The sequence below is a fragment of the Lentzea sp. NBRC 105346 genome (genome assembly GCF_030269605.1).
Taxonomy (GTDB): domain Bacteria; phylum Actinomycetota; class Actinomycetes; order Mycobacteriales; family Pseudonocardiaceae; genus Lentzea.
In genome coordinates this window covers 108,560-134,346 of sequence record NZ_BSTQ01000010.1, presented here as the reverse complement: position 1 = coordinate 134,346, position 25,787 = coordinate 108,560, and the positions used below count along the sequence as shown (strand labels likewise).

General features: G+C 69.3%; 27 protein-coding genes. 14 read left to right on the top strand and 13 right to left on the bottom strand.

All coding sequences use genetic code 11. The features are described 5' to 3' along the window. Positions 1 to 2 precede the first annotated feature (2 nt). The 3 genes from QSK35_RS21970 to QSK35_RS21960 form a co-directional block, all read right to left on the bottom strand. Positions 3 to 935 carry a ScbA/BarX family gamma-butyrolactone biosynthesis protein gene (locus QSK35_RS21970; RefSeq protein WP_285749117.1) on the bottom strand — a complete coding sequence of 311 codons (933 nt, stop codon included), beginning with the start codon at positions 933 to 935 and terminating at the stop codon, positions 3 to 5. Positions 936 to 1,026: 91 nt separating this feature from the next. Then, a complete protein-coding gene (locus QSK35_RS21965; protein ID WP_285749115.1) occupies positions 1,027 to 1,674 on the bottom strand; it encodes a ScbR family autoregulator-binding transcription factor in 648 nt (215 codons plus the stop codon). After that, entirely contained in the window at positions 1,658 to 2,344 is a 687-nt protein-coding gene (locus QSK35_RS21960; RefSeq protein WP_285749113.1) for a LuxR C-terminal-related transcriptional regulator, read from the bottom strand. The genes QSK35_RS21965 and QSK35_RS21960 overlap by 17 nt, the downstream gene beginning before the upstream one ends. A gap of 325 nt (positions 2,345 to 2,669) precedes the next feature. Here QSK35_RS21960 and QSK35_RS21955 point away from each other — a divergent pair, with 325 nt between their 5' ends. The 3 genes from QSK35_RS21955 to QSK35_RS21945 are packed head-to-tail and all read left to right on the top strand — an operon-like array spanning position 2,670 to position 4,627. Further along, positions 2,670 to 3,116: an FAS1-like dehydratase domain-containing protein gene (locus QSK35_RS21955; RefSeq protein WP_352244136.1), complete on the top strand. Its 447-nt coding sequence runs from the start codon at positions 2,670 to 2,672 to the stop codon at positions 3,114 to 3,116. Continuing rightward, positions 3,109 to 3,495 carry a MaoC/PaaZ C-terminal domain-containing protein gene (locus QSK35_RS21950; RefSeq protein WP_285749111.1) on the top strand — a complete coding sequence of 129 codons (387 nt, stop codon included), beginning with the start codon at positions 3,109 to 3,111 and terminating at the stop codon, positions 3,493 to 3,495. Before QSK35_RS21955 ends, QSK35_RS21950 begins: the two co-directional genes overlap by 8 nt. Further along, positions 3,485 to 4,627, top strand: coding sequence for a 3-deoxy-7-phosphoheptulonate synthase (locus QSK35_RS21945; protein ID WP_285749109.1), 1,143 nt, complete (start codon positions 3,485 to 3,487; stop codon positions 4,625 to 4,627). The genes QSK35_RS21950 and QSK35_RS21945 overlap by 11 nt, the downstream gene beginning before the upstream one ends. Before the next feature lie 55 nt (positions 4,628 to 4,682). On the opposite strand, the gene QSK35_RS42885 is transcribed toward QSK35_RS21945, so the two are convergent. After that, a complete protein-coding gene (locus QSK35_RS42885; RefSeq protein ID WP_502881695.1) occupies positions 4,683 to 5,636 on the bottom strand; it encodes a DsbA family protein in 954 nt (317 codons plus the stop codon). 57 nt (positions 5,637 to 5,693) lie between these two features. Between QSK35_RS42885 and QSK35_RS21930 the strand changes: the two genes are divergently transcribed. After that, entirely contained in the window at positions 5,694 to 6,218 is a 525-nt protein-coding gene (locus tag QSK35_RS21930) for a TetR/AcrR family transcriptional regulator (RefSeq protein WP_285749107.1), read from the top strand. Here QSK35_RS21930 and QSK35_RS21925 read toward each other — a convergent pair. The 9 genes from QSK35_RS21925 to QSK35_RS21885 are packed head-to-tail and all read right to left on the bottom strand — an operon-like array spanning position 6,139 to position 17,285. Next, a complete protein-coding gene (locus QSK35_RS21925) occupies positions 6,139 to 8,118 on the bottom strand; it encodes an oxidoreductase (protein ID WP_285749104.1) in 1,980 nt (659 codons plus the stop codon). The two genes, QSK35_RS21930 and QSK35_RS21925, sit on opposite strands and share 80 nt — an antisense overlap. Positions 8,119 to 8,122: 4 nt before the next feature. Next, positions 8,123 to 8,929 (bottom strand): 1-cyclohexenylcarbonyl-CoA reductase, encoded by an 807-nt coding sequence (gene chcA / locus QSK35_RS21920; protein WP_285749102.1) that lies wholly within the window; start codon positions 8,927 to 8,929, stop codon positions 8,123 to 8,125. Continuing rightward, the gene (locus tag QSK35_RS21915) at positions 8,926 to 10,119 is read right to left on the bottom strand and encodes an acyl-CoA dehydrogenase family protein (RefSeq protein ID WP_285749100.1); all 1,194 of its coding nucleotides are present in this window, start codon (positions 10,117 to 10,119) and stop codon (positions 8,926 to 8,928) included. The genes chcA and QSK35_RS21915 overlap by 4 nt, the downstream gene beginning before the upstream one ends. After that, on the bottom strand, positions 10,116 to 13,007 hold the full coding sequence (gene aroA / locus QSK35_RS21910) for a 3-phosphoshikimate 1-carboxyvinyltransferase (protein WP_285749097.1): 2,892 nt from the start codon (positions 13,005 to 13,007) through the stop codon (positions 10,116 to 10,118). The genes QSK35_RS21915 and aroA overlap by 4 nt, the downstream gene beginning before the upstream one ends. A 26-nt stretch (positions 13,008 to 13,033) precedes the next feature. After that, positions 13,034 to 13,273, bottom strand: a complete 240-nt coding sequence (locus QSK35_RS21905; protein ID WP_285749095.1) for an acyl carrier protein — start codon at positions 13,271 to 13,273, stop codon at positions 13,034 to 13,036. Continuing rightward, the gene (locus tag QSK35_RS21900; protein ID WP_285749093.1) at positions 13,270 to 14,292 is read right to left on the bottom strand and encodes a beta-ketoacyl-ACP synthase III; all 1,023 of its coding nucleotides are present in this window, start codon (positions 14,290 to 14,292) and stop codon (positions 13,270 to 13,272) included. The genes QSK35_RS21905 and QSK35_RS21900 overlap by 4 nt, the downstream gene beginning before the upstream one ends. Beyond that, positions 14,289 to 15,287 carry a 3-oxoacyl-ACP synthase III family protein gene (locus QSK35_RS21895; RefSeq protein WP_285749091.1) on the bottom strand — a complete coding sequence of 333 codons (999 nt, stop codon included), beginning with the start codon at positions 15,285 to 15,287 and terminating at the stop codon, positions 14,289 to 14,291. The genes QSK35_RS21900 and QSK35_RS21895 overlap by 4 nt, the downstream gene beginning before the upstream one ends. 1 nt (position 15,288) lies before the next feature. Continuing rightward, the gene (locus QSK35_RS21890; RefSeq protein WP_285749089.1) at positions 15,289 to 16,116 is read right to left on the bottom strand and encodes an arylamine N-acetyltransferase family protein; all 828 of its coding nucleotides are present in this window, start codon (positions 16,114 to 16,116) and stop codon (positions 15,289 to 15,291) included. Next, the gene (locus tag QSK35_RS21885; protein ID WP_285749087.1) at positions 16,113 to 17,285 is read right to left on the bottom strand and encodes an FAD-dependent oxidoreductase; all 1,173 of its coding nucleotides are present in this window, start codon (positions 17,283 to 17,285) and stop codon (positions 16,113 to 16,115) included. The genes QSK35_RS21890 and QSK35_RS21885 overlap by 4 nt, the downstream gene beginning before the upstream one ends. Before the next feature lie 201 nt (positions 17,286 to 17,486). On the opposite strand from QSK35_RS21885, the gene QSK35_RS21880 reads away from it, so the two are divergent. From QSK35_RS21880 to fabG, 10 genes are all read left to right on the top strand, one after another. Next, on the top strand, positions 17,487 to 18,314 hold the full coding sequence (locus QSK35_RS21880) for a 2-amino-3,7-dideoxy-D-threo-hept-6-ulosonate synthase (RefSeq protein ID WP_285749084.1): 828 nt from the start codon (positions 17,487 to 17,489) through the stop codon (positions 18,312 to 18,314). Further along, complete coding sequence (locus QSK35_RS21875) at positions 18,311 to 19,420, top strand: 3-dehydroquinate synthase II family protein (RefSeq protein ID WP_285749082.1); 1,110 nt, start codon at positions 18,311 to 18,313, stop codon at positions 19,418 to 19,420. Before QSK35_RS21880 ends, QSK35_RS21875 begins: the two co-directional genes overlap by 4 nt. 32 nt (positions 19,421 to 19,452) lie before the next feature. Next, the gene (locus tag QSK35_RS21870) at positions 19,453 to 20,829 is read left to right on the top strand and encodes a class I adenylate-forming enzyme family protein (protein WP_285749080.1); all 1,377 of its coding nucleotides are present in this window, start codon (positions 19,453 to 19,455) and stop codon (positions 20,827 to 20,829) included. Next, positions 20,826 to 22,028 (top strand): enoyl-ACP reductase FabV, encoded by a 1,203-nt coding sequence (gene fabV / locus QSK35_RS21865; RefSeq protein ID WP_285749078.1) that lies wholly within the window; start codon positions 20,826 to 20,828, stop codon positions 22,026 to 22,028. Before QSK35_RS21870 ends, fabV begins: the two co-directional genes overlap by 4 nt. Before the next feature lie 20 nt (positions 22,029 to 22,048). Continuing rightward, the gene (locus tag QSK35_RS21860; protein WP_285749076.1) at positions 22,049 to 22,534 is read left to right on the top strand and encodes an acyl carrier protein; all 486 of its coding nucleotides are present in this window, start codon (positions 22,049 to 22,051) and stop codon (positions 22,532 to 22,534) included. Then, complete coding sequence (locus QSK35_RS21855; protein ID WP_285749074.1) at positions 22,531 to 23,664, top strand: beta-ketoacyl-[acyl-carrier-protein] synthase family protein; 1,134 nt, start codon at positions 22,531 to 22,533, stop codon at positions 23,662 to 23,664. Before QSK35_RS21860 ends, QSK35_RS21855 begins: the two co-directional genes overlap by 4 nt. Next, the gene (locus QSK35_RS21850) at positions 23,661 to 24,146 is read left to right on the top strand and encodes a hypothetical protein (protein ID WP_285749072.1); all 486 of its coding nucleotides are present in this window, start codon (positions 23,661 to 23,663) and stop codon (positions 24,144 to 24,146) included. Before QSK35_RS21855 ends, QSK35_RS21850 begins: the two co-directional genes overlap by 4 nt. A 62-nt stretch (positions 24,147 to 24,208) precedes the next feature. Further along, entirely contained in the window at positions 24,209 to 24,553 is a 345-nt protein-coding gene (locus QSK35_RS21845) for a PaaI family thioesterase (protein ID WP_502881700.1), read from the top strand. A 12-nt stretch (positions 24,554 to 24,565) separates the two neighbouring features. Continuing rightward, on the top strand, positions 24,566 to 25,087 hold the full coding sequence (locus tag QSK35_RS21840) for a flavin reductase family protein (protein WP_285749070.1): 522 nt from the start codon (positions 24,566 to 24,568) through the stop codon (positions 25,085 to 25,087). Then, positions 25,084 to 25,782: a 3-oxoacyl-ACP reductase FabG gene (gene fabG, locus QSK35_RS21835; RefSeq protein WP_285749069.1), complete on the top strand. Its 699-nt coding sequence runs from the start codon at positions 25,084 to 25,086 to the stop codon at positions 25,780 to 25,782. The genes QSK35_RS21840 and fabG overlap by 4 nt, the downstream gene beginning before the upstream one ends. Positions 25,783 to 25,787: the final 5 nt, after the last annotated feature.

Below are 25,787 nucleotides of genomic sequence, written 5' to 3'. Positions count from 1 at the left end.
GATCAGATCGTCTTGGCGGTGACCAACGTCGTGGCGACAGGCTTGCCCGCCTGCTCGGCGACGACGCGGGTGACGGCCTGGCCGAGCCGTTCGGCGCGAATGGTCGTGGGCTCGTTGAGTTCCGCGAACCGGTGGAACTCCGACGACATCGCGAGTGGGACGACGCGGCCAGGGCCGTTGAGCTGCTGGACCGCCTGGCGTGCCGCCTCGAGCAGGAGCATGCCGGGTACGTGGTCCACAGCGTGGTCGAACAGCACCGGATGGTCGCTGGGAACCCGCAGTCGCCAGGTGTCCGGTTCGCCGGTCGCGCCGAGCACGACATCGTTCGGGCGATACCTGCCGACAACGGCGGGCTCGATCGGTTCGACGCCTGGCACGGCGCAATGTTGAGTGGTGTTTACCTGGCCTTTGCGCAGTCGGGCATAAACACCCTTAGATACGCTGGAAAGCTTGCCGAGCCCGGTTCCGATCTGTTCAAAACCGCGGAAGATTCGCATGTCGAACGTGATGTCGACGATCGAGGATCCGCGACGGGAAACGTCTCGTCCGATGACTTCCACGGTGATTTTTGCCGGTGCGTCCTCGATGATCAGGCCCGTGAGATCGACATTGTGCGCCAGCTCCCACATGATGAACGGCGCGTCCAGTTTGATGTCGTAGCCGACGTGAGCGACCAGTAGGCCGGCCTGACGTATGGTCTCCGCCAGGATCATCGGATCATGGTGTCCCGCAATGGGTTCATAGAAGCTGTGCTGGCGTGGCCACATGGCGCCGACGGCGAACGTATCCTCGCTAAGGCGGTGCCAGTGGGTGGGTAGTACTTCGGCCACCGCGGCCCGGTGCACAAGCCTGCGCGGAACCGTTTGCTGGAAATCGTCCTGCCACGGTGTATCGGTTGTCAGCTCACGAGTTGCTAATGGCAGCAGTGCGGTCACTTTCGTTCCCCCAGGCGGACTTGGAACATGTCTGGTTAGTAGTTTACATACTGGCCAGTATCTTCGTGGGTGAAGCGAGGAAGGTCACCGTTCAAGCGGTTCGGGACCCGGCAGGCGAAAGATCGGAAAGGCGATTCTCGATCACCAGTCCGGGCAGCATCGCGTTCCAGAACGCCACCAGTCGCTGGTGGAGGTCCTTGCGCCCGGTGAGCACCTGTGAGGTCAGCTGGATACCGGTGAACGATCCGACCAGCATCTCCGCGACGCCGGGCACGTCCACGCCTGCTCGCAGCCATCCCTCGGTGTTCGCCGCCTCCAGCAGTCCCCGCGCGGTCTCGATCCAGCCGAGGTAGGGCCTGGCGTCACCGCGGACGAACGACTGCTCGACCACGAGCCGGATTCCCGCACGCACCAGCGTGTCCTCGCGCAGTGCGGTCGCGAACATGTGCGTGAGGTCGATCAGCGACTGCATCGGCGAGCCGCTCGTCAGGTCGCCCTCCGCCATCCAGTTGAACTGCTCGGCGACGATGGCTCGCGAGAGTTCTTCCTTCGAGGTGAAGTGGAAGTACAGCGCACCCTTGGTCATCTTCGCCTGCTGCAAGATCTGCGCCATGGTCGCGGCCTCGTAGCCGTGCCGGTCGAAGATCACCGCAGCCGCGGCGAGGATGCGGCGCCTCGTCTGGATCGAGCGGTACTGCTTGGGCTCGGGCTTGCTCGGGGTCTTACTGGGCTGCGGCATAGGGCAGTCCGGAGTCAGGCACCTCGCACAGGCGCTCCTGGATGGCCAGCACGACGGCCGAGGTGCGGTTCGGGCAGTTGAGCTTGGCCAGCACGTTACCGACGAGCCGCTTGACGCCGTGCTCGGAGATCCGCAGCCGTCGCGCGATCTGCTTGTTGCTGAGGCCCTCGACGAGCAACTGCAGCACCTCGCCCTCGCGCGGTGTCAGCGCGGCGACCGGCTTGCGCGGCGCCTCCTGCGGTGTCGTGGTCGCGCGGGCCAGCAGCCTGCGCGCCATCTCGGTGGAGACCGGCACCTTGCCGCCGCGCGCCTGGCCGATGACCTCGGTCAGGGTCTCCACGTTCAGGTCCTGGTGGTCGATGTAGCCGTCCGCGCACACACCGGCGGCTTTCGCGACGTCCTCGTCGTTCGAACTGTCCACCAGCGCCAATAACGTCGTGCCCTGCCCGCGCAGCTCGGCGACGCGCTCTGTTCGGTCGGCGAGGTCTCTGGCGAGCACGGCCATCACGTCGTAGCGTTCGCCGGCCGGCACCTCGTGCAGCGACGTGAACGACGCGATCTCGTGGACGTTTGGCATCGTACGGAGCATTCCTTCGATGCCGAACCGCGTCACCGCGCTCTTCAGCACCACGGCAACGCTCACACCGGCGTAGCTCACGTCGCGCAACATTCCCAAAGTCCTTCCGTTGACGGCGGATGATCAGCCGAAGGGTTCTTTCCAGAAAGCCGCGCTCTGACCCCCCAGATGCTGCCCCCAGCAGTCCGGCTCAGCCGAACGAGACGAGTAAAAACCGACCGCGCGGTTTTGTCAAGCCGTTGACCTGCGGCGGAGAGATCGTTCGCTGTGAGCTGGCCTACGGGTACCAACGGCTACCCCAGGCGGTCCGGGTGGGCAGGACCAAGCGCCAGGTCAGGCGTCGTTGACCTCGCGAGGGTGCGGGCGGCACAGTTTCGAATGGTCATGTCCATTCACCAGAAATGTCTGGGGTGATCTGGTGGTTGATGAGTCGACCATTGGTGTGCGCCTTTCCGAGTTCACTGTAGAAATCGATCCCGCGCGGGCCCGTGAATTCGCGCGCGTGATCGGCGAAGACGATCCCGTGTACCTCGATCCAGCCGCCGCGCGGGCCGCCGGGCACCCGGACCTGCTGGTCACGCCGACGTTCCTCTTCGGACTGGAGCTGGAGCACGGTTCCGTGCTGGAGTTCTTCGCCTCGCGTGGCGCGGAGCTCTCGGCGACTCGGCACGTCGAACAGGGATTCACCTATCGGCGTCCTGTCGTGGTCGGAGACCGGCTCACGTTCACCCCTGAGATCACCGATTTCTACCGGCGCCGCGGCAATGCGTTCGTAGTGCAGGAGACCGGCGTTGCCGATTCCACGGGGGAGTCGGTGGCGTCGCTGCGTCAGGTCATCGCGTTCATGGGAGGCGACCGTGGCTGAGCTCACCGTCGGGCCGATCAGCCGGGAGACGTTGCAGGAGTTCGCCTCCGCGTCCGGCGACCCCAACCCCATCCACGTGGACCCCGCCGCAGCGCGCGCGGCGGGGATGGACGACGTGATCGTGCACGGGATGTTCTCCATGGCCCAGCTCGGCCGCCTGCTGACGAAGTCGTTCTCCCAGGAGGCCATCCGATCGTTCCGGGTCTCATTCGTCGCGCCCGTGCCGGTCGGCGCCGCGCTGACCTGTCGTGGACGCGTCGTGGACGACACCAAGGTCGTGCTCACCGCGGCGTTGCCCGACGGCACCACCGTGGCCCGCGGTGAGGCCTTGATCGACACACAGGAAGGGACACGGCGGAACCGTGTACGTGAAGGATGATCGTTCCCACCTCGGCAGGCGCCTGACCACCTGGCGCGACCTGCCGCGGGCGCAACAGCCCGCCTGGCCGGACCCGCTCGAGCTGCGGTCCGTGCTCTCCTGGCTCTCCCGCGCGGATCCCCTGGTGTCGCCCGCCGACTGCGACGCGTTGTTCGAACGGATGGGTGCCGTCGCGCGGGGCGAGGCGTTCCTGCTGCAGGGCGGCCCGTGCGCCGAGACGTTCGCCGAGGCCTCCGCGGTCGGCGGCACGCTGCGCACGCTCGACCAGATGGCAACGCTGCTCGAGTACGCGGGTGCATCGCCGGTCGTGCGAGTGGCGCGGCTGGCCGGGCAATACGCCAAGCCGCGGTCGTCGTCCGTGGAGCGGATCGGCGGTGTCGAGGTCCCGGTCTACCGTGGTGACGCGGTCAACGGGGTGTCCCTTGAGGACCGCCTGCCCGACCCGCGCCGGCTGCGGATGGCGTACCACACCGCCTCGTCCACTTTGGACATTATGCGCGGCTCGGGGTTCTTCACCAGCCACGAGGGGCTGCTACTGGACTATGAGGACGCGCTGACGCGCGGTGGGTACGCGACCAGCGCGCACCTGCTGTGGATCGGGGAACGCACTCGTGACCTCGGCGGCGGGCACGTCGGGTACTTCTCGTCGATCCGCAACCCGATCGCGGTGAAGCTCGGGCCCACGGCGCGGCCTTCGGATGTGGTGGCGCTGGCCGACCGGCTGGACCCGGCGCGGACGGCGGGGCGGTTGACGTTCATCAGCCGCATGGGTGCGAGGAAGGTACGAGACGTGCTGCCCGCGCTAGTGTCGGCGGTTCCCGAGGCGGTGTGGGTGTGCGATCCCATGCACGGCAACACCTTCACCTCGCCCGACGGGTACAAGACCCGCTCGTACGACGAGGTGCTGGACGAGGTTCGCGGGTTCTTCGAGGTGCACCGCGCGCTGGGCACCCACGCGGGCGGCCTGCACCTGGAGCTGACCGGGGACGACGTCACCGAGTGCCTCGGCGCGGGCGTCACGGACCTGAGTCTTCGCTACCAGTCGGCGTGCGACCCGCGCCTGAACCGGGCCCAGTCCCTGGACCTGGCCTTTGAGGTTGCGGCCCTGCTCCGCACCCCAGTCCTGGTCTGAAGTGCCGTTGTGGCCACTTTGACGGACCGCGGATCCGTCAAAGTGGCCACAACGGTTACGTCAGGGCGTAGTCCGGGGACATGGCCGTGGCGAGGCGGAACTGGGTCGCGGCGTCGCCGGTGCGGCCCTGGCGCTGCAGGGTCCGGCCGAGCATGAAGACGGCGTAGTGGTCCGACGGGTCCAGCTCGATCACCTTGCGCAGCGTCTCCTCGGTGCGGCGCAGCTGCGCCGAGGAAAAGTACGCCCGTGCGGCGAGCAGCAACACGGACGTGTCGTCGCCGTGCTCGGCCAGCAGCGGCCCGAGTGCCTTCAGCGCGTCCAACGGGTTGCGCGCATCGAGCAGCCGCTGCGCGCGGCGGAACGCCTGCACCGGGTCGGTGTGGTCGACGATCTCGCACACCGGGGCCTGCGACTCCGGCGCCCGCGAGCTGAGGATGAACTCCCGCAGCACCTCCGGTTCCTGCGCGCCGGCCAGCGCCTGGTCGCCGATAACGAACGTCGGCGCCGCCTTGACCCCGCGCAACGTCGCCCCGACGGTATCCGCCCGCACGACGTCCGCACCCGCGCCCGACTCGAGCGCCGCCCTGGCGCCGACGAGCCCCGCCTCCTCCGCGGCACGGATGAGCACCTCGTGGTCACCGAGGTTCTCGCCGCGGACGAAGTGCGCGGCCATCAACGCCTCGTGCACGCGAGCCTGCAGACGCGGCCCGTCCTGCTCCAGCGCGACCGCGACCAGGCGGTGACCGTCGAACGTGTTCGCGCGCCAGCGCGGCTGCCAGGTGCCGCCCATCTCCTCGAGGTAGGCGGCGAGGTCGTCCTCGCTGTGCAGCGCCATGAACCGGGCGGCCTTCTCCTCGTCTCGCGGCTCGCCCGCCACCGGGGCGGTTGGGTCGACGAGGTACGGCCGCCAGAGAACCTCGACGTCCAGGCCTTCGACGGCCTCGCCGAGCCGCCGCTTGCCCAGGAAGCACCACGGACAGGTCAGGTCGGCCCACACCTCGATACGCATGACACATTTATACGACATATGTTGTCTAAACGACAAGTGTTGTTTAGTATGGCGTTCATGGATCCCCGCGTCCGCCGCACCGTGGCGGCCCTGCACACCGCCGCACTGGAGCTCGCCGCCGAACGCGACGTCACCACGGTGACCATCGCGGACATCGCCGAGCGCGCGTCGATCAACCGCGCGACCGTGTACCAGCACTACAAGGGCCGCGACGAGTTGCTGCTGGACGCGTTGGAGACGCGGGTCGTCGAGCTCGCGCGCGCGGCCGCGGAATGTCCGCTGACGCAGCCGGGCGACACCGTGCCGCCGGAGCTGGCGAACCTGTTGCGGCACGTCTCGGAGAACGACGGGCTCTACCGCCGGATGCTCGGGCCGACCGGCAGCGCACTGTTCGTGTGCCGGTTGCGGGAGGTGCTGGCGGACGAGGTCGCCGCGCAGCTCGCCGACGTGCCGCATCGGGAGCTGCGGGCGCACTATCTCGCGGGGGCGATCGTGGGGTTGATCAGCCGGTGGCTGGTTGAGGAGCAGCGGCCGTCGGTCGATGTGACGGCGGACGTGGTGTGGCAGCTGTTGCGGCGATGAGGTCGTGGGCCGCGCGCAGGCCCTGTTCGATCGCGCGCACCGCGTTCAGGCCACGCGCGTCCGCGGCGCCGCCGATCACCCGGTGCGGGACGTCGACCGGAAAGGCCGGCCGGGACTCCTGACCCGCTGCCACCACAACGGAATCCGCCTCGATCACGCGGCCGTCGGACAACACCACGCCCGCAGGGGTGATCGCTTCGTAGGACACACCGGTCAGCAGCTCGACACCCGCGTTGCGCAGCGACGCGACGGCGGCCCATCGGGTGGTGCGGCCCATCCCGTCCCCGATGCGGCCGGACCGTCGCAGCACGGTGACCTGCCTGGCGGGCGCGGGCAGGGGAGCGTCCAGCAGCCCGTTCTCCGCCAGGAACCGGTCCTGCGGGTGCAACGAGGACGGCGCGTGAACCAGGAAATGCGCCACGTCGACCCCGATGCCACCGCCACCGATGATCGCGACGCGCGGACCGAGCGGCTGCGTGAACGCCTGCTGGTAGTCCACGACATGAGGCAGATCGGCGCCGGGCAGCGACAACTCGCGTGGCACCACTCCGGTCGCGATCACGGCGCCGTCGAATCCGGACAGCGTAGTGACGCGGCTGCTGAGATGCACGCGCACGCCGAGCCGGGCCAGCTCGTCGGTGAAGTACCTGATGGTGGCGCCGAAGTCCGACTTGCCCGGCACCATGGCCGCGTACCGGAACTGACCGCCCAAAGCCGGCGAGGCCTCGAACAACGTGACGTCATGGCCCAGCGAGGCCAGCGCACGGGCCGCCTCCAGGCCGCTCGGACCACCGCCCACCACGGCGAACCGGCGGATCCGAGCGGAGGTCCGTGCCGGGAACTCCAGCTCCCGGCCGGCGCGCGGGTTCACCAGGCACGACACCGGTGACGTGCCGAGCGACCGGTCGATGCACGCCTCGTTGCATCCGATGCAGGTGTTGACCGGTACGCCGGTGAGCGACTTGCGGACGATCGCCGGGTCGGCGAGGAAGGGGCGCGACATCGACACGAAGTCGGCGGATCCCGAGGCGAGGACCGACTCGGCCAGCGCCATCGTGTTGATGCGGTTCGAGGCGATGACCGGGATGTCGACCACGGAACGTACGGCCGCGGCATACCGTACCCACATTCCTTGTGGCACAAGGGACTGCACGGTCGGTACGCGCGACTCGTGCCAGCCGACGCCGATGTTCAGCGCGTCCACACCGGCCCGCGACAACGCCGACGCGAACGCCAGGGTGTCGGCCGGGGTGGACGAGCCGGGCATGAGGTCGTCGCCGGACATCCGGAACAGCAAGGGGAAATCGCCGACCGCGGCGCGGATCGCGCGCACGATCTCCAATGGGACACGGCTCCGATCCCCCCACTCGTCTTCACGCAGGTTGGTCAGCGGCGACAGGAACTGGTTGATCAGGTACCCCTCGGACCCCATCACCTCGACCGCGTCGAAACCCAGCTCCCGCGCCAGCTCAGCGCCACGGGCGAAGTCGGCGATGGTTTCCAGCACCTCGTCGCCGGTCAACTCGCGACCGAACGAGTACAGCTTGCTCGGCACCGCCGAGGGGGCGACACCGTTGTCGGTGTACCGCCCGGCGTGGAACAACTGCAGGGCGATGCGGCCGCCCGCACCGTGCACGGCCGCGGCCCAGCGGGCCAGCGCCGGATGCGATGCGGAGTCCGAGAGGTCGATGTATCCCGGACCGCCGGAACCCTCGGTGTTGACCGCACATCCACCGGTGATGATCAGGCCGGCCCCGCCGCGGGCGCGTTCGGCGTAGAACGCGGCCATGGCGGAACCGTCGTCGACCCGCTCCAGGTTGAGGTGCATCGCGCCCATGACGATGCGGTTGGGCAGGCGCAGCTTCCCGACCGCACCGGCACGGAACACGTTGTGCAGCACGGGATCAGGTCCTGACCGGGCGCTGCGGGAGGGAGAGCGGGGGCTGGGTGTCGCCGAAGAACGGCGGCGCGACGACGCTCAGGCCGCCGTCCACGACGATCGACTGACCGGTGATGTATCCGGCGCCGGGGGAGAGCAGGAACTCGATCGTCGACGCGACCTCCTCGACCGTGCCCGGACGTCGTGCGGGAATCCGGTCCAGCACGCCCTGCATGTCGGGCATCCCGGGCACGCCGTAGAAGTAGTGCAGCGAGTCCGAGTCGATCAGGCCGCCGTTGACGGCGTTGACGTTGATGCCGTACGGAGCGAACTCCACGGCCATGTACCGCACCCACGCCTCGATCGCTGCCTTCATCGCGCCGAGTGTCGCGTACGTCGGGTACGCGCGGATGCTGCCGTAGCTGGACAACGCGACGATGCGGCCGCCGTCGTCCATCAGTCGTACCGCCTCCTGCGCGCCGAGGATGAACGGCTTGAGGTTCATCGCGTAGGAGCGGTCGATGTGGTGCGGCTTGAGGTCCATGATGTTCTTGAACGCGCTCGCCGCCGCGTTGGACACGAAGAAGTCCAGGCGCCCGTAGGTGGAGTGCACGGCGTCGAACAACGAGGAGATGCCCGATTCGGTCTCCACGTCCGCCTGAACCGCGATGCCGCTGCCACCGAGCTCCTCGATCTGCGCCACGGTCTTCTCGGCCAGATCGGCGTTCTTCTTGTAGTTGACCACGACGCTCGCGCCGGTGCTGGCCAGGCGCAGCGCCAGCTCGCGGCCGATGCCCCGCGAAGCGCCGGTGATCAGTGCGACCTTGCTCATCGGTTGGCCTCCATCATCTCGCGGAATACGACGGCCTTCTGGATCTCGTTGGTGCCCTCCTCGAATCGCTGCGCCCGCGCGTCGCGGTACACGCGCTCGATCGCGCTGGTCTTCCAGTAACCGAGCCCGCCGTGGATCTGCAGCGCCTTGTCCGTGACCCGGCCGAGCATGTCCACGGCCGTCATCTTGGCCATCGACGAGAGCTTCGACGCGGTGGGGTCGCCGCCCTCCCAGCTGCGTGCGGCGTGCATGACGAGCTGCTTCACGGCCTCGATGTCCGCCTCGTTCTCGGCGAGCATGAACTGGATGGCCTGCCGCGAGGTGAGCGGCTTGCCGAAGGTTTCCCGTTGCCGCGCATAGGAGAACGCCAGCTCCTGCGCCCGCCGGGCGAGACCGACGCAGCTCATCGCGACCGAGATCCGGGATGGCGTGAGGAAACCGCCCAGTGCCACGGCGAGGCCGTCGCCCTCCCGGCCCAGCCGGTTCGCGACCGGGACCGGCGTGCGGTCGAACGTGAGGTGCGCGTGGTCGGTGCCGGTGACGCCCATGGTGTCGGACGTGTCGACGACCGTGACGCCCGGAGCGTTGCGCGGCACCATTAGCGCGACCGTGCCCTCATGCCCTGTGGTGCCCTCGACGCGCGCGGCGAGCAGCCAGTAGTCGCACCGCACGCCGAACGTGATGAGGTGCTTGCGGCCGCTCAGGTAGTACGTGTCGCCCTCGCGGACCACGGTGGACCGGATGTCCGCACCAGAACCGGCGTCCGGCTCGGTCAGCGTGAACGCGGTCTTGATCTCGCCCGCGATCGACGGCAGCACGAACCTGCGGCGCTGCTCGTCATCGGCGAACGCGTCCATCGCGCGCCACGTGCCGTTGACGACGTGCACGATCATCCGCAGCGAGCCGTGCGAGCGGGAGAAGATCTCCATCAGTTCCATCCACTGCGGGAACGACAGGCCGGCGCCGCCGTACTCGCGCGGTGCGGCCAGCGAGAGGTAGCCGAGCGAACGCAGCTCGGCCCACAGCTCCTCGGGGACGACACCGGTCTGCTCGATCCGCTCGGCCCAGCGCTCGGCGGGACCGTCGACGAACGCGGTGATCTCCGCCCGCAGCCGGGCGAAGTCGGACGGGTCCACGCCCCCTGCTTTCGAAGTGGACACTGCGATGGGGGAAAGGTCGGTGACGGTCACGCGTTGTGCTCCTCGAACTGCTGCGGGCGCAAGGACTTCGCCTGGTCCCGGAGGATGAACTTCTGGATCTTGCCGCTGGGGTTGCGCGGCAGCCGGGGCACGATCTCGAGCCGTTCCGGCCAGTAGTACTTCGACACCGCGTGCTGGTCGAGGTGCTTGCGCACGCCCTCCAGGTCCAGGTCGGTGTCCGGCGCGAGCACGACGAACGCGCACGCTCGCTCACCGAGCCGCTCGTCCGGCATCGCGACCAGCGCCACGTCGATCACCGACGGGTGCTGGTAGAGCAACTCCTCGATCTCCGCGACCGGTACCTTCTCGCCACCCCGGTTGATCACGTCGCGCACGCGCCCGGTGATCCGGACGAACCCGTCGGCGTCGATCACCGCGAGGTCGCCGGTGCGGTACCAGCCGTCGGCGGTGTACGCCTCGGCAGTGAGGTCGGGGCGATCGTGGTAGCCCTCGAAGCACATCGGCGACCACAGCTCGAAGTTGCCTTCCACACCCGCGGGCAGCACAGCACCGTTGTCGTCCGTGACGCGCAGACGAACGCCGTCCATCGCGCGGCCGTCGGTGCCCGGTGTGTCGTCCGGCGCGGACAACGAGCCCAGGCACGTCTCGGTCGTGCCGAACGCGCCGCACACCGCGGTGCCCAGGACATCCTTGGCGCGCAACGCCAGCGTCCTCGGGACGGCGGCGCCGGTGGCGACGAAGATCCGCAGCGCCTCCGGGGCCTGCTCGCCGTCCTCGACGGCCTGCGCGAGGTCGGCCAGGAACGGGGTCGCGGCCTGCACGAACGTGACGTTGTTGTCCCGCATGGCCCGCAGCGCCTCCGGGGCATCCCACACGGCCTGCAGCACCTGGGTGGTGCCGAGGTTGATCGCGAGCCACATCCCGTAAAGGAAGCCGGTCTGGTGGGCCAGTGGCGACGGGATGAACACGGTGTCGTTCTCGGTGAGCCCCAGCCGCTTCGCCTGCGCCCGCACGGCACGGTTCAACGTGTCGTGGCGGTGCCGCACGCCCTTCGGCTCGCCGGTGGTGCCGGAGGTGAAGAGCAGCTGCGCGGTCGACTTCGGGTCGGCGGAAGGGAACGCAGCACGGTCGACAACGGACTTTTCGAGCAGCTCGCTCCACAGGTGCCACCCGTCCTCGGCGGGCAGCGTGCCACCGCCGACGACCACCACGTCGAGCCGCTGCGGGTCCTCGGCCAGCCATTCCGCGGTCTCGGCCGCGTGGTTGCGGTTGCGGTACCGGTCGGCGACGAACAGCACGCGCGCGCCGGACCGCATGAGCATGAACGCGACCTCGCGCTCGCGGAAGATCGGCATCAGCGGGCAGCACACCGCGCCGATGCGCAGGGTCGCCAGCGTGATCTCCACGAACTCGGACCAGTTCGGCAGCTGGTAGGCAACCGGCTCACCGGGCCGGACCCCCAGCTTCAGCAACGCAGCCGCCGCGCGGTCGACCCGCTCGTCCAGCTCGCGCCACGTCAGCGCGGTGCTGCCCTCGACCAGCGCGACCTCGTCCGGATGTTCGCCGGACCAGCGGCGCAGCATCTCCGGCAGGGTGAGACCGGACAGCGACGGAACCTTGTGGCTGCCGGGCTGAACCGAGATGTCGACGCCGATGCGCGTCATGTCCTTGAGAAAGTCGGGGTAGGAGATGCGGTAGGCGTTCGGGTAGCTCAACCGCGTCTCGCCCTCGGCGACCGAGCCCGCCAGTGCCAGGGACATCAGCACGCGGTGGTCGTTGAACGACGACAGCGTGGCGCCGGTGAGTCCGTGGACACCGCGGACGACGAGGCGGTCGCCCGTCATGCGCAGGTCGCCGCCCATCTTGTTGAGCTGCGTCATCGCGGCGACACGGTCGGACTCCTTGAGCCGCACGTGCTCGACGTTCTCGAAGATCGTCTCGCCGTCGGCGAAACAGGCCAACGTGGACAGTACTGGCAGCATGTCCGGGATCTCGCGGCAGTCGATCGTGGTAGGGCGCAGCCGGATCCCGTCGTGCTTGATGCGCACGCCGTCGCCCTCCAGCGTCATCGGTACGCCCATCTCGCGGACGACGCGCAGGAACGCCACCTCGGGGTGATCGGTCGCGTCGCCGTCGAGCCGGCTGATCCCGCGCAGCAGCACGTCCGCCGGCTGGATCGCCGACGCGACGATGCCGAACGCGGCCGAACCCAGGTCCGGCGGCAGCGTGAGGTCGGTGGCGACCGCCTGCTGGTTCGGCTCGATCTCGAACCGGCGCCAGTCATCGGAGACGTTCACGCGCAGGCCGAACTGCCGCATCATCGACACGGTCAGCTCGACGTACGGGCGCTCGTTGAGCTCGCCCTCGACCTCGATCACCGTGCGGCCGGTGGCGAACGGTGCCAGCAGTACGAGGCCGGAGATCCACTGGGACAACGTGCCCGCGATGCGGACGTGTCCGCGCTTGGGCCTGCCGGGCTGAACGTGCACCGGCGGGCAGCCGTCCGCGGACTCCAGCGTGACGCCGAGGTCCCGCAGCGCGTCCAGCAACGGGCCGACCGGCCTGCGCTGGAAGTACTTCTGACCGGTGACGGTCACCGGGCGGTCGGCCAGCGCCGCGAGGCCGAGCATGAAGTACAGCGTGGTGCCGGAACTTCCCGCGGTGACGGACTCCTGCGCGGGACGGTAGGTGCCGCCGCGCACGGTGTAGCCGTCGGCGTCCACGTCGATCTCGGTGCCGAGGTCGCGCAGCATCCGCAGCGTGTAGCCGACGTGCCGGGCGTTGCTCAGCCCGGTGATCCGGCTCGTACCCTCGGCGAGCGAGGCGAGGATCAACGCGCGGTGCGCGTGGTACTTGGAAGGCGGGACCAGCACCTCTCCCCGCAGGGGGTGCTGGCCGCGCTCGAGCAGAAGGTGCATGGTTTCCTCCGGTGTCGGTCTCCGGCTCAGACCGGGACGACGCCCTGCTCCAGGTAGGCGACGGCCTGCCCGACGGTCGTCAGCTGATCGGCGATCTCGTCCGGCACGTCGACCCCGATGCGGCGCTTGACGAGCACGAACAGCGACACGACTGCCAGCGAGTCGAGCTGCAGGTCGTCGACGAAGTGGCTCTCCGGCGTGATGCCGCCGGCGGGGACCTCGGCGACCTCTTCGATGATGTCGCGCAACGTTTCCAGCGTGGTCATGCGATTGCTCCTTCAGCTTTGGTGGGCGCCTTCGGTGGCGCCGGGGGAAGCCGGACGACCTGTCCGGCCCAGACGAGGCCGGTGCCGAACGACAGCAGCAGCGCGAGACCGCCCGCCGGGGCCTCGCCGGTGGCGAGCAGCTGGTGCATCGCCAGTGGCACCGAGACGGCGGAGGTGTTGCCGTGCTCGGTGATCGTGCGTGCGACGACGACCCGCTCCGGCAGGTCGAGGCCCTTCACCAGTTCGTCGGTGATGCGCAGGTTGGCCTGATGCGGGATGAACGCGTCGAGGTCCTGCGCGGTGACACCGGCCCGTTCGAGCGTTTTCTTGGCCGCCGGGCCCATTTCGTAGGCGGCCCAACGGAAGACCTCGCGACCGTCCATGGTGATCACGGGCCACGCGTCGCGGTCGGTTTGAAGATCGGCCCATGAGACGCTCTGCCGGATGGTGTCCTTCTGGGACCCGTCAGAACCCCAGACCACCGGCCCGATGCCGGGTTCGTCGGACGCGCTGACGACCGCCGCGCTCGCGCCGTCGCCGAACAGGAAGCTGGTGTTGCGATCCTCCTGGTCGACGAGCTCGGAGAGCCGTTCGACGGCGATGACCAGCACGTGCTGTGCGTCCTGTGCCGCGATCATGCCGCTGGCGAGCTGAAGCCCGTAGCAGAATCCGGCGCAGCCGGCGGAGATGTCGAACGCGCCCGCGTCGTCCGCGCCGACACCGTGCGCCACACCGCTGGCCAGCGACGGGAACTGCCGCAGGTGCGACACCGTCGAGACGACGACGCAGCCGACCTCGGACGCGGTGATCCCGGCGTGCTTGATCGCGTCCTTCGCCGCCTCGATCGCCATGTGCTCCACCGTTTCCTCCGGTGTCGCCCAGTAGCGTGTGCGGATGCCGGTGCGGCTGCGGATCCACTCGTCGGAGCTGTCGATCTTCTCGCACAGCATCGCGTTGGTGACCTCGATCGAGGGCAGGTACGAGCCCAGCCCGGTGATCGCGGCGTGCACGCCCCTCATGCGAAGTCCTCCGGCCCGCACCACGTGACGAGCGCGGCGCCCATGCTGAGACCGGAGCCGAACGCGGCGAGTACGACCGTGTCGCCCCGCTTGAGTTTTCCGGTCTCCACGGCTTCCCGGAGCACCAGCGGCACGCTCGCGCCCGAAGTGTTGCCGTACTTCTGGACGTTGGTCACCGTGCGGTCGTGCGCCACGCCGAGTCCGTCCATGATCCCGCGGACGATGTAGAGGTTGGCCTGGTGCAAGGCGAACAGGTCGACGTCGGCGATGTCCTTGTCTCCCAGCAGTTCCTTGATGAACCCGGGCACCTCGCCAACCGCGAACTCGCGAACGTCGTTGCCCTTGAGGGAGGCGAAGTTGTCACCGAAAACGCTGCGCCGCGGCCGGCCGTCACGGAACCTGCGCTCCTCGCGCTTGACCCACACCGATTGGTACCGCGTGGGATCGCTGCGCAGCAGAACGGGGCCGATGCCTCCCGTTGTAGCCTCTTCGAGGAGGTAGCACGCCGCGCCGTCGCCGAAGATCACGGCGGGCCCGACGTCCTTCCAGTCCAGGGTCTTGGTGTTCACGTCCGCGAGCACGACGGCCACCCGCTTGTAGTGACCCGACGCCACGTACTTCGCGCCGACATCGAGCGCGAACACGCTGCTGGGGCAGGCACCCGCGTTGACGTCGAACCCGGTGGCGCCGGTCACCCCGGCCTTCTCGATGACGAGCATCGCGACGGGCGGCGCCATGTTGTCCGGCGTGTAGGTGCCGACGATCACGAGGTCGATCTCGTCCGTCCGGACGCCGGCCTGTTCACATGCGTCTCGCAGCGCCTTGGCGCCCAGGTCCGACGTCCACTCGTCGTCGGCCGCGACGCGGCGGGTCTCAACGCCGATGTTGTCGCGGATCCAGTCGTCGCGGGTCGTCAGCAGCTCTTCGAGCTCCAGGTTCGTCACCACGCGTTCGGGCAGGTACGTGCCGACGGCACGGATGCCGACTTGTTTCATCTCAGCCAATCCTCGGCAGCGGGTTGGAGTTGTTGCGGCGCGTGCGTTCCCAGGTCGTCACGGCGCGCTCGACCAGGTGCTCGTGGCCGTGGAAGACCTCGGCGAAGGCACTTCGCGCTTCTTCGCGCGTGGACAGGAAGTCGATCTCCTGGGTGCCCTCGGTGGCGCGGAACACGTTGTCCCGCATGATGATCACCTTGCCGGTCGGCGTGGTGCGCGAGCACAACACGTTGCCGGTCAGCGGGGACGCCTCGGTGCTCAGGTGGTAGTCGACGATCCAGGTGAAGCCCAGGTCCTCGACCGGCCTGTCCTCGTAGCGGTACACGCGGTTCCACTTGCCGTCCGCGCCTGCCCGCCACAACGTGGTGAAGCCGTCCTCCTCGACCAGCTTGAACCGCCAGCCGCGGTGCTCGGCGACGCCGGCTCCGATCCGCATCGGCTCGAATACCGTGACGGCCAGGAAGCTCACGTCCACCAGCCAGCGCTCGCCGCCGATCGACACGATCAGCAGCAAGTGGTCCCACGCGGGCGCCCACTCGCCGTTGATCCGCCAGATCTGCGCGGACACCAGTTCGACGGAGAAACCGATCTCGCGCAGGAAGTGCGCGAGGAGCGGTGCTGCCTCCATGCAGTTGCCGCCCCGCCGTTCGCCGACGAGCCGGTCGTACACGTCGGGCAGGTCCAGCTTCGGCCGGGTGGCTTCGACCGAGTCGAGCATCTCGTACGGCACCGCGCGCAGGTGCGCGGAAGCCAAGGCGCGTAAGCACTCCAGCGTCGGCTCGACTGGGCCGGTGTGGCCGATGCGGTCCAGGTAGTGGTCGAGCTTCATGCGATGCCCTCCGGAATCGAGCTCCACACGTCGCGCAGCTCGGCCTGACCGAGTGCGAGGGTGGGCAGGTCCGGTGGCGAGTCGCGGCGCTGACCGGTCAGCGTTTCCCGTTGCACGTCCTGGAAAGCGTCCATGAACGGCTTGCGCAGCCCGATCAGCTCTTCGAGACGTGCGACGGTGCCGTCCCGGAAGGCGTGCGAGATGCCGACGGCCAGCAGCGCCGCGTCCTGCAGGCCGGTGTTGAGGCCCTGGCCGCCGAACGCGTGCAGGCCGTGCGCGGAGTCGCCCAGCAGCACGAGGTTGCGCCGCAGCCAGCAGTCCGGGCGGACCATGTGGTGCTGCACGTGGCGGTGGCCGACCTCGTCCCACTGTTTGCCGTTCAGCTGTTCGGCCAGGGTGTCCGCCAACGCCGGGGCGATCGTGCCGATGACCTTCGCCAGGTCGTCCGGCGAGCCGGCGAGCACCTCGTCGACGCGCTGCTCGGTGGTGATCCACGCGATGCGCAGCTCGCCGCCGGGCGCGGGGGAGGCCAGGACGTAGTTGCCGTCGGCGAAGTGCATACCGAGGCGCGGGCCCCAGTCGGACGGCGCGGTGATCAGGAAGTCGAGATAACCCTTGTCGTAGGTGAAGACCTCGGTCGGGATCTCCGCGAGACCGCGCAACGTGGAGAACTTGCCGTCGCTGCCGACGATGAAGTCCGGCCGCAACGTCCGTGCGCCGTCGGGAACGTCGTAGGTCAACGCGTAGCGATCGCCGTCGTCGGTGAGGCCCGTGACGGTCGCGCCGAGCACGATCTCGACCGACGGCAGTTCCGAGACGGCGCGCACGAGCTCACGCCGCAAAGCCCGCACGGAAATGGTCAGTGAATAGGGCAGCGGCGAGCCGGGAATGTCGGTGTAGGCATATCCGCCGACCCGGTTGCCGTTCTGGTGCACGTCGCCGGAACGGATTTCGCCCGATTCGGCGCGCACCGCGTCGAGCAGGTCCAGCTTCGCCAGCATCTGCAATGTCGCGGGCTGGATGACCGGGGACTGCGCGCCCGGCGACGGGCCGTCCAGCCGGGTGTTGCGCTCCAGCACGACAACGCGGTGCCCGCGCCTGCCGAGCAGCAGCGCGAGCAGTAAACCTGCAGGTCCCGCGCCCACAACGCACGTCGTGTTCTCAGGCATGCATCTGCTCCTCAAACCCGGAAATGGAATGACCAGATGCTGGCAAGCCCGCAGGTGCGTCCCCAAGACCCGACGGTCCTAGACGAAGGTGTAGGCCCCGCAACCCATTCCGGTCACTCGTCTCGACCAGGTGGAACGGGTCTTGGACAACGCGCTGGAAACGCCGATCGTGATGGCAACCTCCACGAAAGGAGTTCAGCGATGTCGAGTTCGTCCTCCGGCAAAGCGCTGCGCTTGACCAGACTCAGCAGGCGGTCGGACGGCCGATTCCTGGTCGTTCCTCTCGACCACTCCGTCGCGGACGGTCCGATCGCGGCGGAGCACAGGTTCCATGAGCTCGTCCGCGAGGTCGCCGAGGGCGGCGCGGACGCGGTCGTCGTGCACAAGGGCCGGGCCCGCAACCTCGACCCGTCGGTGCTGCGGAACACGGCGCTGGTCGTGCACCTCAACGCCAGCACGGGTCTGGCGCGGGATGCGAACGCCAAGGTCATGGTCGGCGCGGTGGAAGACGCGTTGCGTCTCGGCGCGGACGCGGTCAGCGTGCAGGTCAACGTCGGCTCGGACACCGAGGCCGCCCAGCTCGCCGACCTCGGCGCCGTCGCCGGGGCCTGCGACCGATGGGGCATGCCGTTGATGGCCATGGCCTACCCACGCGGCCCGCGGATCAGCGACCCGCACGACCCGGCGTTGATCGCGCATGTCGTGAACATCGCCGCCGACCTCGGCGCCGACCTGGTCAAGACGACCTGGTCCACCCCGGTCGACGCGCTCGCCGACGTGGTCGCGAGCAGCCCGGTCCCCGTCCTCGTCGCGGGAGGTCCCGCGGGCAGCGGTGACATCACCGCATACGCCGAGGACGTCATGGCCGCCGGCTGTGCGGGACTCGCGGTCGGCCGGCGCGTCTTCAACGACCCCGACCCCTACCAGACGGTCCGGCAGCTCGCCTCGATCATCCACAGTGGACACAAGATGCTCGCTCCGGCGAGTTCCATTTCCCTTTCGGCACAAGTATTGGCAGGTACCAGGTGAAGTTCGGATGGATCGACCTCCGCGGCGTCGCACCCCAGGTGCGGGACGCCATCGTCGAGGCGGCGCTGCACGCGAAGATCGAGGGCGTCGTCGATGACAACGCCACCGCCCTGGCCGCGCTGCCGCCCACGGTCAAGCGTGTCCTGCTGCCCGTAGCGGGCTCCACTGTGGACAGCGGTGCGCAGGACGTCGTCCTGACCAGGCTCGCCCAGTCCGACGACCTCGACCGGCTGCGCCTGGACGCGAACGGCGACGTCTCGTCGTCCGCCGCGTTCGTCGAGGTGATCGACGACCCGACGCTGAAGCTGGCGTGCGCCGCCGCCATCGAGCTGCCGACCACCGTCGTGCAGTTCCGCGACCCCACCAAGATCCCGCTGGAGATCGTGATCGCGGCGGCCGACAAGACGCCGGGCCAGCTGATCTGCCAGGCGAACGACCTCGAAGAGGCCGGCATCATTCTCGACGTCCTGGAGAAGGGCTCGGACGGCGTCATGCTGGCGCCCAAGGACGCCAACGACGTCTTCGCGTTCGCCGACCTGCTGCGCGGTTCCACCAAGCCGCTGGAGCTGAGCACGCTGACCGTGCGGTCGATCGAGCACAACGGTCTGGGCGACCGCGTGTGCGTCGACACCTGCACGCACTTCGAGAAGGACGAGGGCATCCTCGTCGGTTCCTACGCCTCGGGCTTCGTGCTGTGCGTCAGCGAGACGCACCCGCTGCCGTACATGCCGACACGGCCGTTCCGCGTCAACGCCGGCGCGCTGCACTCGTACACGATGGGCGTGGAGAACCGGACCAACTACCTGAGCGAGCTGAAGGCAGGTTCCGCGATCCTGGCCGTCGGCGCCGATGGCCGCACCCGCCGCGTCGTAGTGGGCCGCGTGAAGCTCGAGTCGCGTCCGCTGCTCACCATCAGGGCCGTCGCCGAGAACGGCACCGAGGTCAGCCTGACCGTCCAGGACGACTGGCACGTCCGCGTCCTCGGGCCGGGCGCCGCTGTCCTCAACGTCACCGAGCTCAAGGCCGGCGACCAGCTGCTGGGTTACCTCGCCACAGACAAGCGCCACGTCGGCTGGCCGGTCGCGGAGTACTGCGTCGAGAAGTGACCTGAGACGAGGGAGAACCGGAGGGATGAAGGGTGACGACAATCGAAACCCAGCTGTCGTGGTGGGGTGAGCACCTGCTGGCCGGCGACGACCACGACGCCGTGCTGGTGCACGGCGAGCACGTGATCACCCGGCGAGCCGTGCGTGAACAGGTCACGGCCGAAGCGCTCATCTTCGCCTCGCACGGCATCGGTCCCGGCAGCACCGTCGCCCTGCGCCTGCCGCCGAGCTTCACGAGCGTCTGGGCGCTGCTCGCGCTCTGGTCGCTCGGCGCGCAGGTGCTGCTGCTCGACCACCGGCTCAAGCCGGACGAGGTGGAGCGGATGCTGAAGCTCTGCCGTCCCGCGTACTACGTCCGTTCGCTCGACCCGCCGACGGCGGTCACCTCGTTCCGCAACGAGTACGAGGTGTTCGTCGAGTGGCGACGCGACGGGCGGGATGCGGAGAGCGAGCACCGGCTGGTGCAGCTCAGCTCGGGCTCGACGGGACGCCCCAAGGTCATCGGGCGGACGGCGGAGTCGTTGCTGGCCGAGATCGACCGGTTCTCGCTCATCGACGGCATGCCCCGCCGCGGCGAGCGCGTGCTGCTGCTCAACTCGACGATCCACTCGTTCGGCCTCGTCGGCGGGCTGTTGCACGGGCTGAACTCGGGCGCCACCACGGTGTTCACGCCCAAGCTGCAGCCGGAGGCGTTGCTGCGCACGCTGGTCGACCAGGAGATCAACGCGGTCTTCGGCGTGCCGTTCCACTTCGATCTGCTCAGCCGGGCCCGTCACGTGCCGGCGCTGCCGTCGCTGAGGCTGGCCGTCAGCGGTGGCGAGCGGCTCACGGCCGAGGTGCACCAACGGTTCCTGGACCGGTACGGGGTGCGCATCGGGCAGGCGTACGGCATGACCGAGGTGGGCATCATCGCCACCGACCTCGCGGGAGAGTTCCCGCTGCCCGCGGTCGGCCGGCCCGCGCCCGGCGTACCGGTGTCCGTTGTGGACGGTGAGCTTCGGATCGGTCTGCCGGCGACGCCGTACCTGCAGCAGGACGAGAAGGTGCGGTTCGCCGACGGCTGGCTGCGCTCGTTCGACCTGTGCACGCTGGACGGCGACGTCCTCTCGGTCACCGGCCGCGCTGACTCACTCGTCGCGATCGGCGGGCTGAAGGTCGACCTGACCGAGATCGAGGCGGTGCTCGCCGAGCATCCCGCGGTCGCCGAGGTGGTCGTCGTGCACGGCGAGGGCATCGAGGCGCACGTCGGTTCGCCCGACGGTGTGTGCGTATCCGACCTGGCGGCGTTCTGCCGCACCAGGCTGAGCAACTACAAGATCCCCAAGCGGTTCACCGTGCTGCCCGCGTTGCCGCGGACGGCCAACGGCAAGCTGCTGCGCAACGCCGAGCTCCTAGGGGTGGCTCGATGATCGTCGAACCCGTGCTGCGGCGCGCGGTCTGCGTGACCGCGCACCCCGACGGCTGCGCCGAGCGCGTGCGGCAGGCGATCGACCAGGTGAAGGTGCTGGGCACGTTCAACGGCCCGGCGCGGGTGCTGGTCATCGGCTCGTCGGCCGGCCTCGGCCTGTCGACCCGGATCGCCGCCGCCTTCGGTGGCGGCGCGTCCACCATCGGCGTCTGCCTGGAACGGCCCGGCACACCGGGCCGCACCGGCACCGCCGGCTGGTACAACAGTGCGGCGCTCGAGGAGGAACTGGCCGCGTCCGGCCACTTCGGACGGACGGTGATCGGCGACGCGTTCGCCGACCGCACCAAGGCCGAGACCGTGTCGCTGATCCGGTCCACCCTCGGTCAGGTCGACCTCGTGGTCTACAGCCTCGCCGCACCGACCAGAACGGACCCGGTGACCGGCCACGTGCACCGGTCGTCGATCAAGACGATCGGCACGCCGTACACCGACAAGTCGTTCGACGCCGACACCGGCGAGGTGCGGGTGGCGACCATGCCGGCCGCCACCGACCCCGAGATCGCGCAGACCGTCGCCGTCATGGGCGGCGACGACTGGGCCCGGTGGATCACGGCGTTGCAGGACGGCGACGTGCTCGCACCCGGTGCCGACACCGTCGCGTTCACCTACGTGGGCGGGGAGTTCCTGGCCGAGACCTACCGTCTCGGCACTCTGGGCCGCGCCAAGGAACACCTGGAGGCGACCGCCCGGCTGCTCGACGATCGACTCACCGGCACCGGCGGGCGCGCACACGCCGTGGCCGCGCGTGCGTTGATCACGCAGGCGTCGCGCGTCATGCCGTTCCCGGCGCTGTACACGCTGTTGCTGTCCAAGGTGACCCGCGACCGTGGGCTGGCCGAGAACCTGGTCGACCAGGCACACCGCCTGCTCGCCGGGTTCCTGTACGGCCCCGGCCCGCTGCGCACCGACGAGGAACGCCGCATCCGGCTCGACGACCGCGAGCTGCTGCCCGAGGTGCAGGCGGACCTGCGCCGGCGCTGGGAGCTCGTGGACTCGTCGAACCTCGCCCTGCTCGGCGACCTCGACGGCTACCTGCGGGAATCGCTGGCACTGCACGGGTTCGGCGTGCCGGGCGTGGACTACCTCGCGGAGACCGACCCCGTGCGCGACATCCCCGGCGTCGTCGACGCCACCACCTGACACGAACCAGAGGACCTGACGTGACAACTGTTGAGAACGACTCCGTGACCTCGTTCATCCTCGGCGTCGTCCGCGACACGCTGAACATGCCGTTGCCCGACGGCACCGGCCCGGACACGCCGCTCGGCCCCGCTGGCCTGGAGCTCGAGTCGCTGACGATGGTCGAGCTGACCGTCGCCATCGAGCGCGAGTACGGCATCGGCCTGCCCGACGACGTGATCGACGACCTGGCGACCGGCACCGTCGGTGGCCTCGTCGCGACCGTGAAGGGCCTGCGGCCGTTGGACATCGAGGCCGTCAAGGCGCTGCTGGTGAGCAGCAAGATCCTGGCCGAGGGCACCGATGTGCCCGACGACGCCGAGGTCGTGCTCGACTCGCTGTCGCTGGTGTGGTTCCAGCACCAGCTCACCGAGCAGTACGGCCTCGAGATCGAGTTCGACGAGGAGGCCGCCGCCGAGCTGACGACGGTCGCCCGGATCCACGAGTACCTGGCCAAGGCGCGATGAACGACGTCTTCGTCACCGGGTACGGCATCTTCACGGCGCACGGCTTCGGGACGGACGCGCTGCGGGACGGGGTGTTCGCGGGCGAGCACGCGTTCGGGCCGGTCGACCGGTTCGACACCACCCCGTTCCGCGGCAAGCACGCCGCCGCGTTCCCCGGTGAGGCGCCGGGGCAGCTGGCCGCATTGCGGCGGGTCTCGGAAGCGGCGCTCGAGATGGCCGGCGCCGGCAGCGACAAGGCGGGCGTGTTCGTCGGAACCCAGGGCGATCACCTTCCGGTGCAACGGTTCTGGCGTGACGGCGAGACCGCGGGCGTGGACCACAGCGTGCCCGCACGCCTGGCGGAGCTGCTGGCCCAGGAGCTGGCACAGACCGGTCCGCGGATCGCGTTCGTCAACGCCTGTGTGGCGTCGGCGAACGCGATCCTGCACGCGGCCCGGCTGATCCAGCGCGGCAAGCTCGACGTGGCGGTGTGTGCGGGGGCGTACCTCGTGGAGCGGGAGAGCTTTGCGAACTTCGACTCCGGGCGCGCGTTCGCCAAGGACGGGCGCATCCGGCCGTTCTCCGGAACCCGCAGCGGTCTGCTGCTGGGTGACGGGGCCGCGGCACTCGTGCTGGAGTCGGCCGACCGGGTGCGTGCCCGTGGTGGCGAACCGCTCGCACGGGTCGCCGGGTGGGGCATGGCGTCCGACGCGTACCACGTGTGCCAGCCCGATCCCGAGGGCAAGGGCCTCACCGCGGCCATCGAAGGCGCGCTGCGGCGGTCCGGCAAGGCGCCGTCCGACATCGGCTACATCAACGCGCACGGCACCGGCACGAAGATCAACGACAGCACGGAGACCGTGGCGCTGCACAAGGTTCTCGGCAGCGCGGCCCCGAGCATCCCGATCAGCTCGACCAAGAGCACCACCGGTCACATGCTGGAAGGCGCGGGCGCGGTCGAGGCGGTGATCTCGTTGCTGGCGCTGCGTGACGGCGTGCTGCCGCCGACGGCCGGGTACGACGTGGCCGACCCCGCGTGCGACCTCGACTGGATTCCGAACGCGCCGCGCGAGCAGTCCGTGCGGACCGTGCTGTCGGTCAACGCCGCGTTCGGCGGCCTCAACACCGCGATCCTCCTGGAGCGTCCATGACGAGCGTGACCCGCACCGGGGATGCGCCACCCGTGCCCGGATTCATCGAGTCGCAGTTCAGCCCGCTGGTGAAGGCCGTGGTGGACGAGTGCCTCGAACACCACGAGGTGGTCGGCGAACGCACCGGCGTGCTGCTGGCCACGACGTTCGGCGACTCGACCACGACGGACACCGCCAGCCGGCGGCAGCTCGCCGGGCAGGTGCACAACCCCTTGCTGTTCTACCAATCCGTGCCGACGTCGATCCTCGGCTACGTCACACGCGAGCACGGGATCACCGGCCCGATCTGCTGCATCTCGGTGTTCGGCGAGTCGCAGGCCGCCGAGATGGCACAGGACATGCTGGCCGAGGGCGACATCGACCGGGTGTTGCTCGTCGAGGTGGAGCTGGCGCCGACGCAACGGGTCGCCGCCGCGGCGACCGGCCTGGCCGTTCAGCCGCCCGCCGAGCACACCGCGACCGCGACGGTGGTGACGGCGTGACGATTCCACAGACGATTCTGTCCGCTTTGGACGGTGTGTACGCAGATCAGTTGACGACGCGCATGGGCATCGAGATCACGTCGTGGGACCCGGAACGCCTGGTCGCCACCATGCCCGTCGAGGGCAACCGGCAGCCGTTCGGCTGGCTGCACGGCGGCGCGAACGCCGTGCTGGCCGAGACGCTCGGCTCGGTGGCGGCGGCGCTGCACGTGGCGCCGGACGGCGCGGTCGCGGGCCTCGAACTGACCTGCACGCACCACCGGCCCGCCCGCGGCGGCGTCGTGACCGGCGTGTGCACCCCGTTGCACGAGGGCGATCGCGTTGCCACGTACGACATCCGCATCACCGACGCGCGCGGGCGGCTGACGTCCAGCGCGCGCATGACCTGCGCGGTGCACAAGCGCTGAAGGGAATCCCCGATGTCCGCACCGGTTTTCGAGAAGTCTCCCGACACCGTGGCGTTCCGGCGCGCGATGGGCATGTTCCCAACCGGCGTAGCGGTGCTCACCGCGGGCCGTGACGCGGCGACCGTGGCCATGACCGCCAACGCGGTGGTGTCGATCTCGCTCGACCCGATGCTGGTGCTGATCAGCATCGGGGAGTCCGGCCGCCTGCGCGGCGCGATCGAGTCTACCGGCGGGTTCGCGGTCAACGTGCTCGCCGCCGACCAGCGGCCGCTGTCCGACCTGTTCGCGCGGCGCGACCGGCCGACCGGCCACGCCGCGCAGGACGTACTGGGGTCGTTGGTCGGTGACACGGGTGTCGCCCTGGTGCGCGACGCTGTGGTGTCCCTGGAGTGCGAGACCTACCGCCAGTACCCCGGTGGAGACCACGTGCTGTTCCTCGGCCGGGTCGCGGCTCTGCACTCGTCCACTGTGGACCGCGAACCGCTGCTGTTCCACCAGGGCGGTTACTCGTCTCTCAAGAAGGATTGGTCATGACACGCTCTGTTCTGGTCACCGGCGGCAACCGGGGCATCGGGCTCGCGATCGCGCGGGCGTTCGCCGCGGCGGGCGACAAGGTCGCGGTGACGCACCGCGGTTCCGGCGCTCCGGACGGCCTGCTGGGCATCAAGTGCGACGTCACGGATCCGGACCAGGTCGCCGCCGCGTTCGCCGAGGCGTCCGAGGTACACGGCCCGGTGTCCGTGGTGGTCGCGAACGCAGGCATCACCGAGGACACGCTGTTGCTGCGCATGGACGAGGACAAGTTCCACCGCGTCCTGGACACCAACCTCGGTGGCGCCTACCGCACCGCCAAGGCCGCGGTGCCGGACATGGTCCGCGCCCGTGCCGGCAGCATCGTCTTCGTGTCGTCCGTCGCCGGCCTGCGCGGATCCGAGGGACAGGCCAATTACGCCGCCAGCAAGGCGGGCCTCGTCGGTTTCGCCCGGTCGCTGGCGCGCGAGCTCGGTCCGCGCAACATCACCGTGAACGTCGTCGCGCCCGGTCTGGTCGACACGGACATGACCGACAAGCTGTCCGATGCGCGCAAGGCGCAGATCGTGTCCGAGGTTCCGTTGCGCCGATCCGCGTCGCCGGAGGAGATCGCCTCCGCCGTCACGTGGCTCGCGTCGGCGTCCTACGTGACCGGTGCCGTTATCCCCGTCGACGGCGGGCTCGGCATGGGTCACTGAGTCCT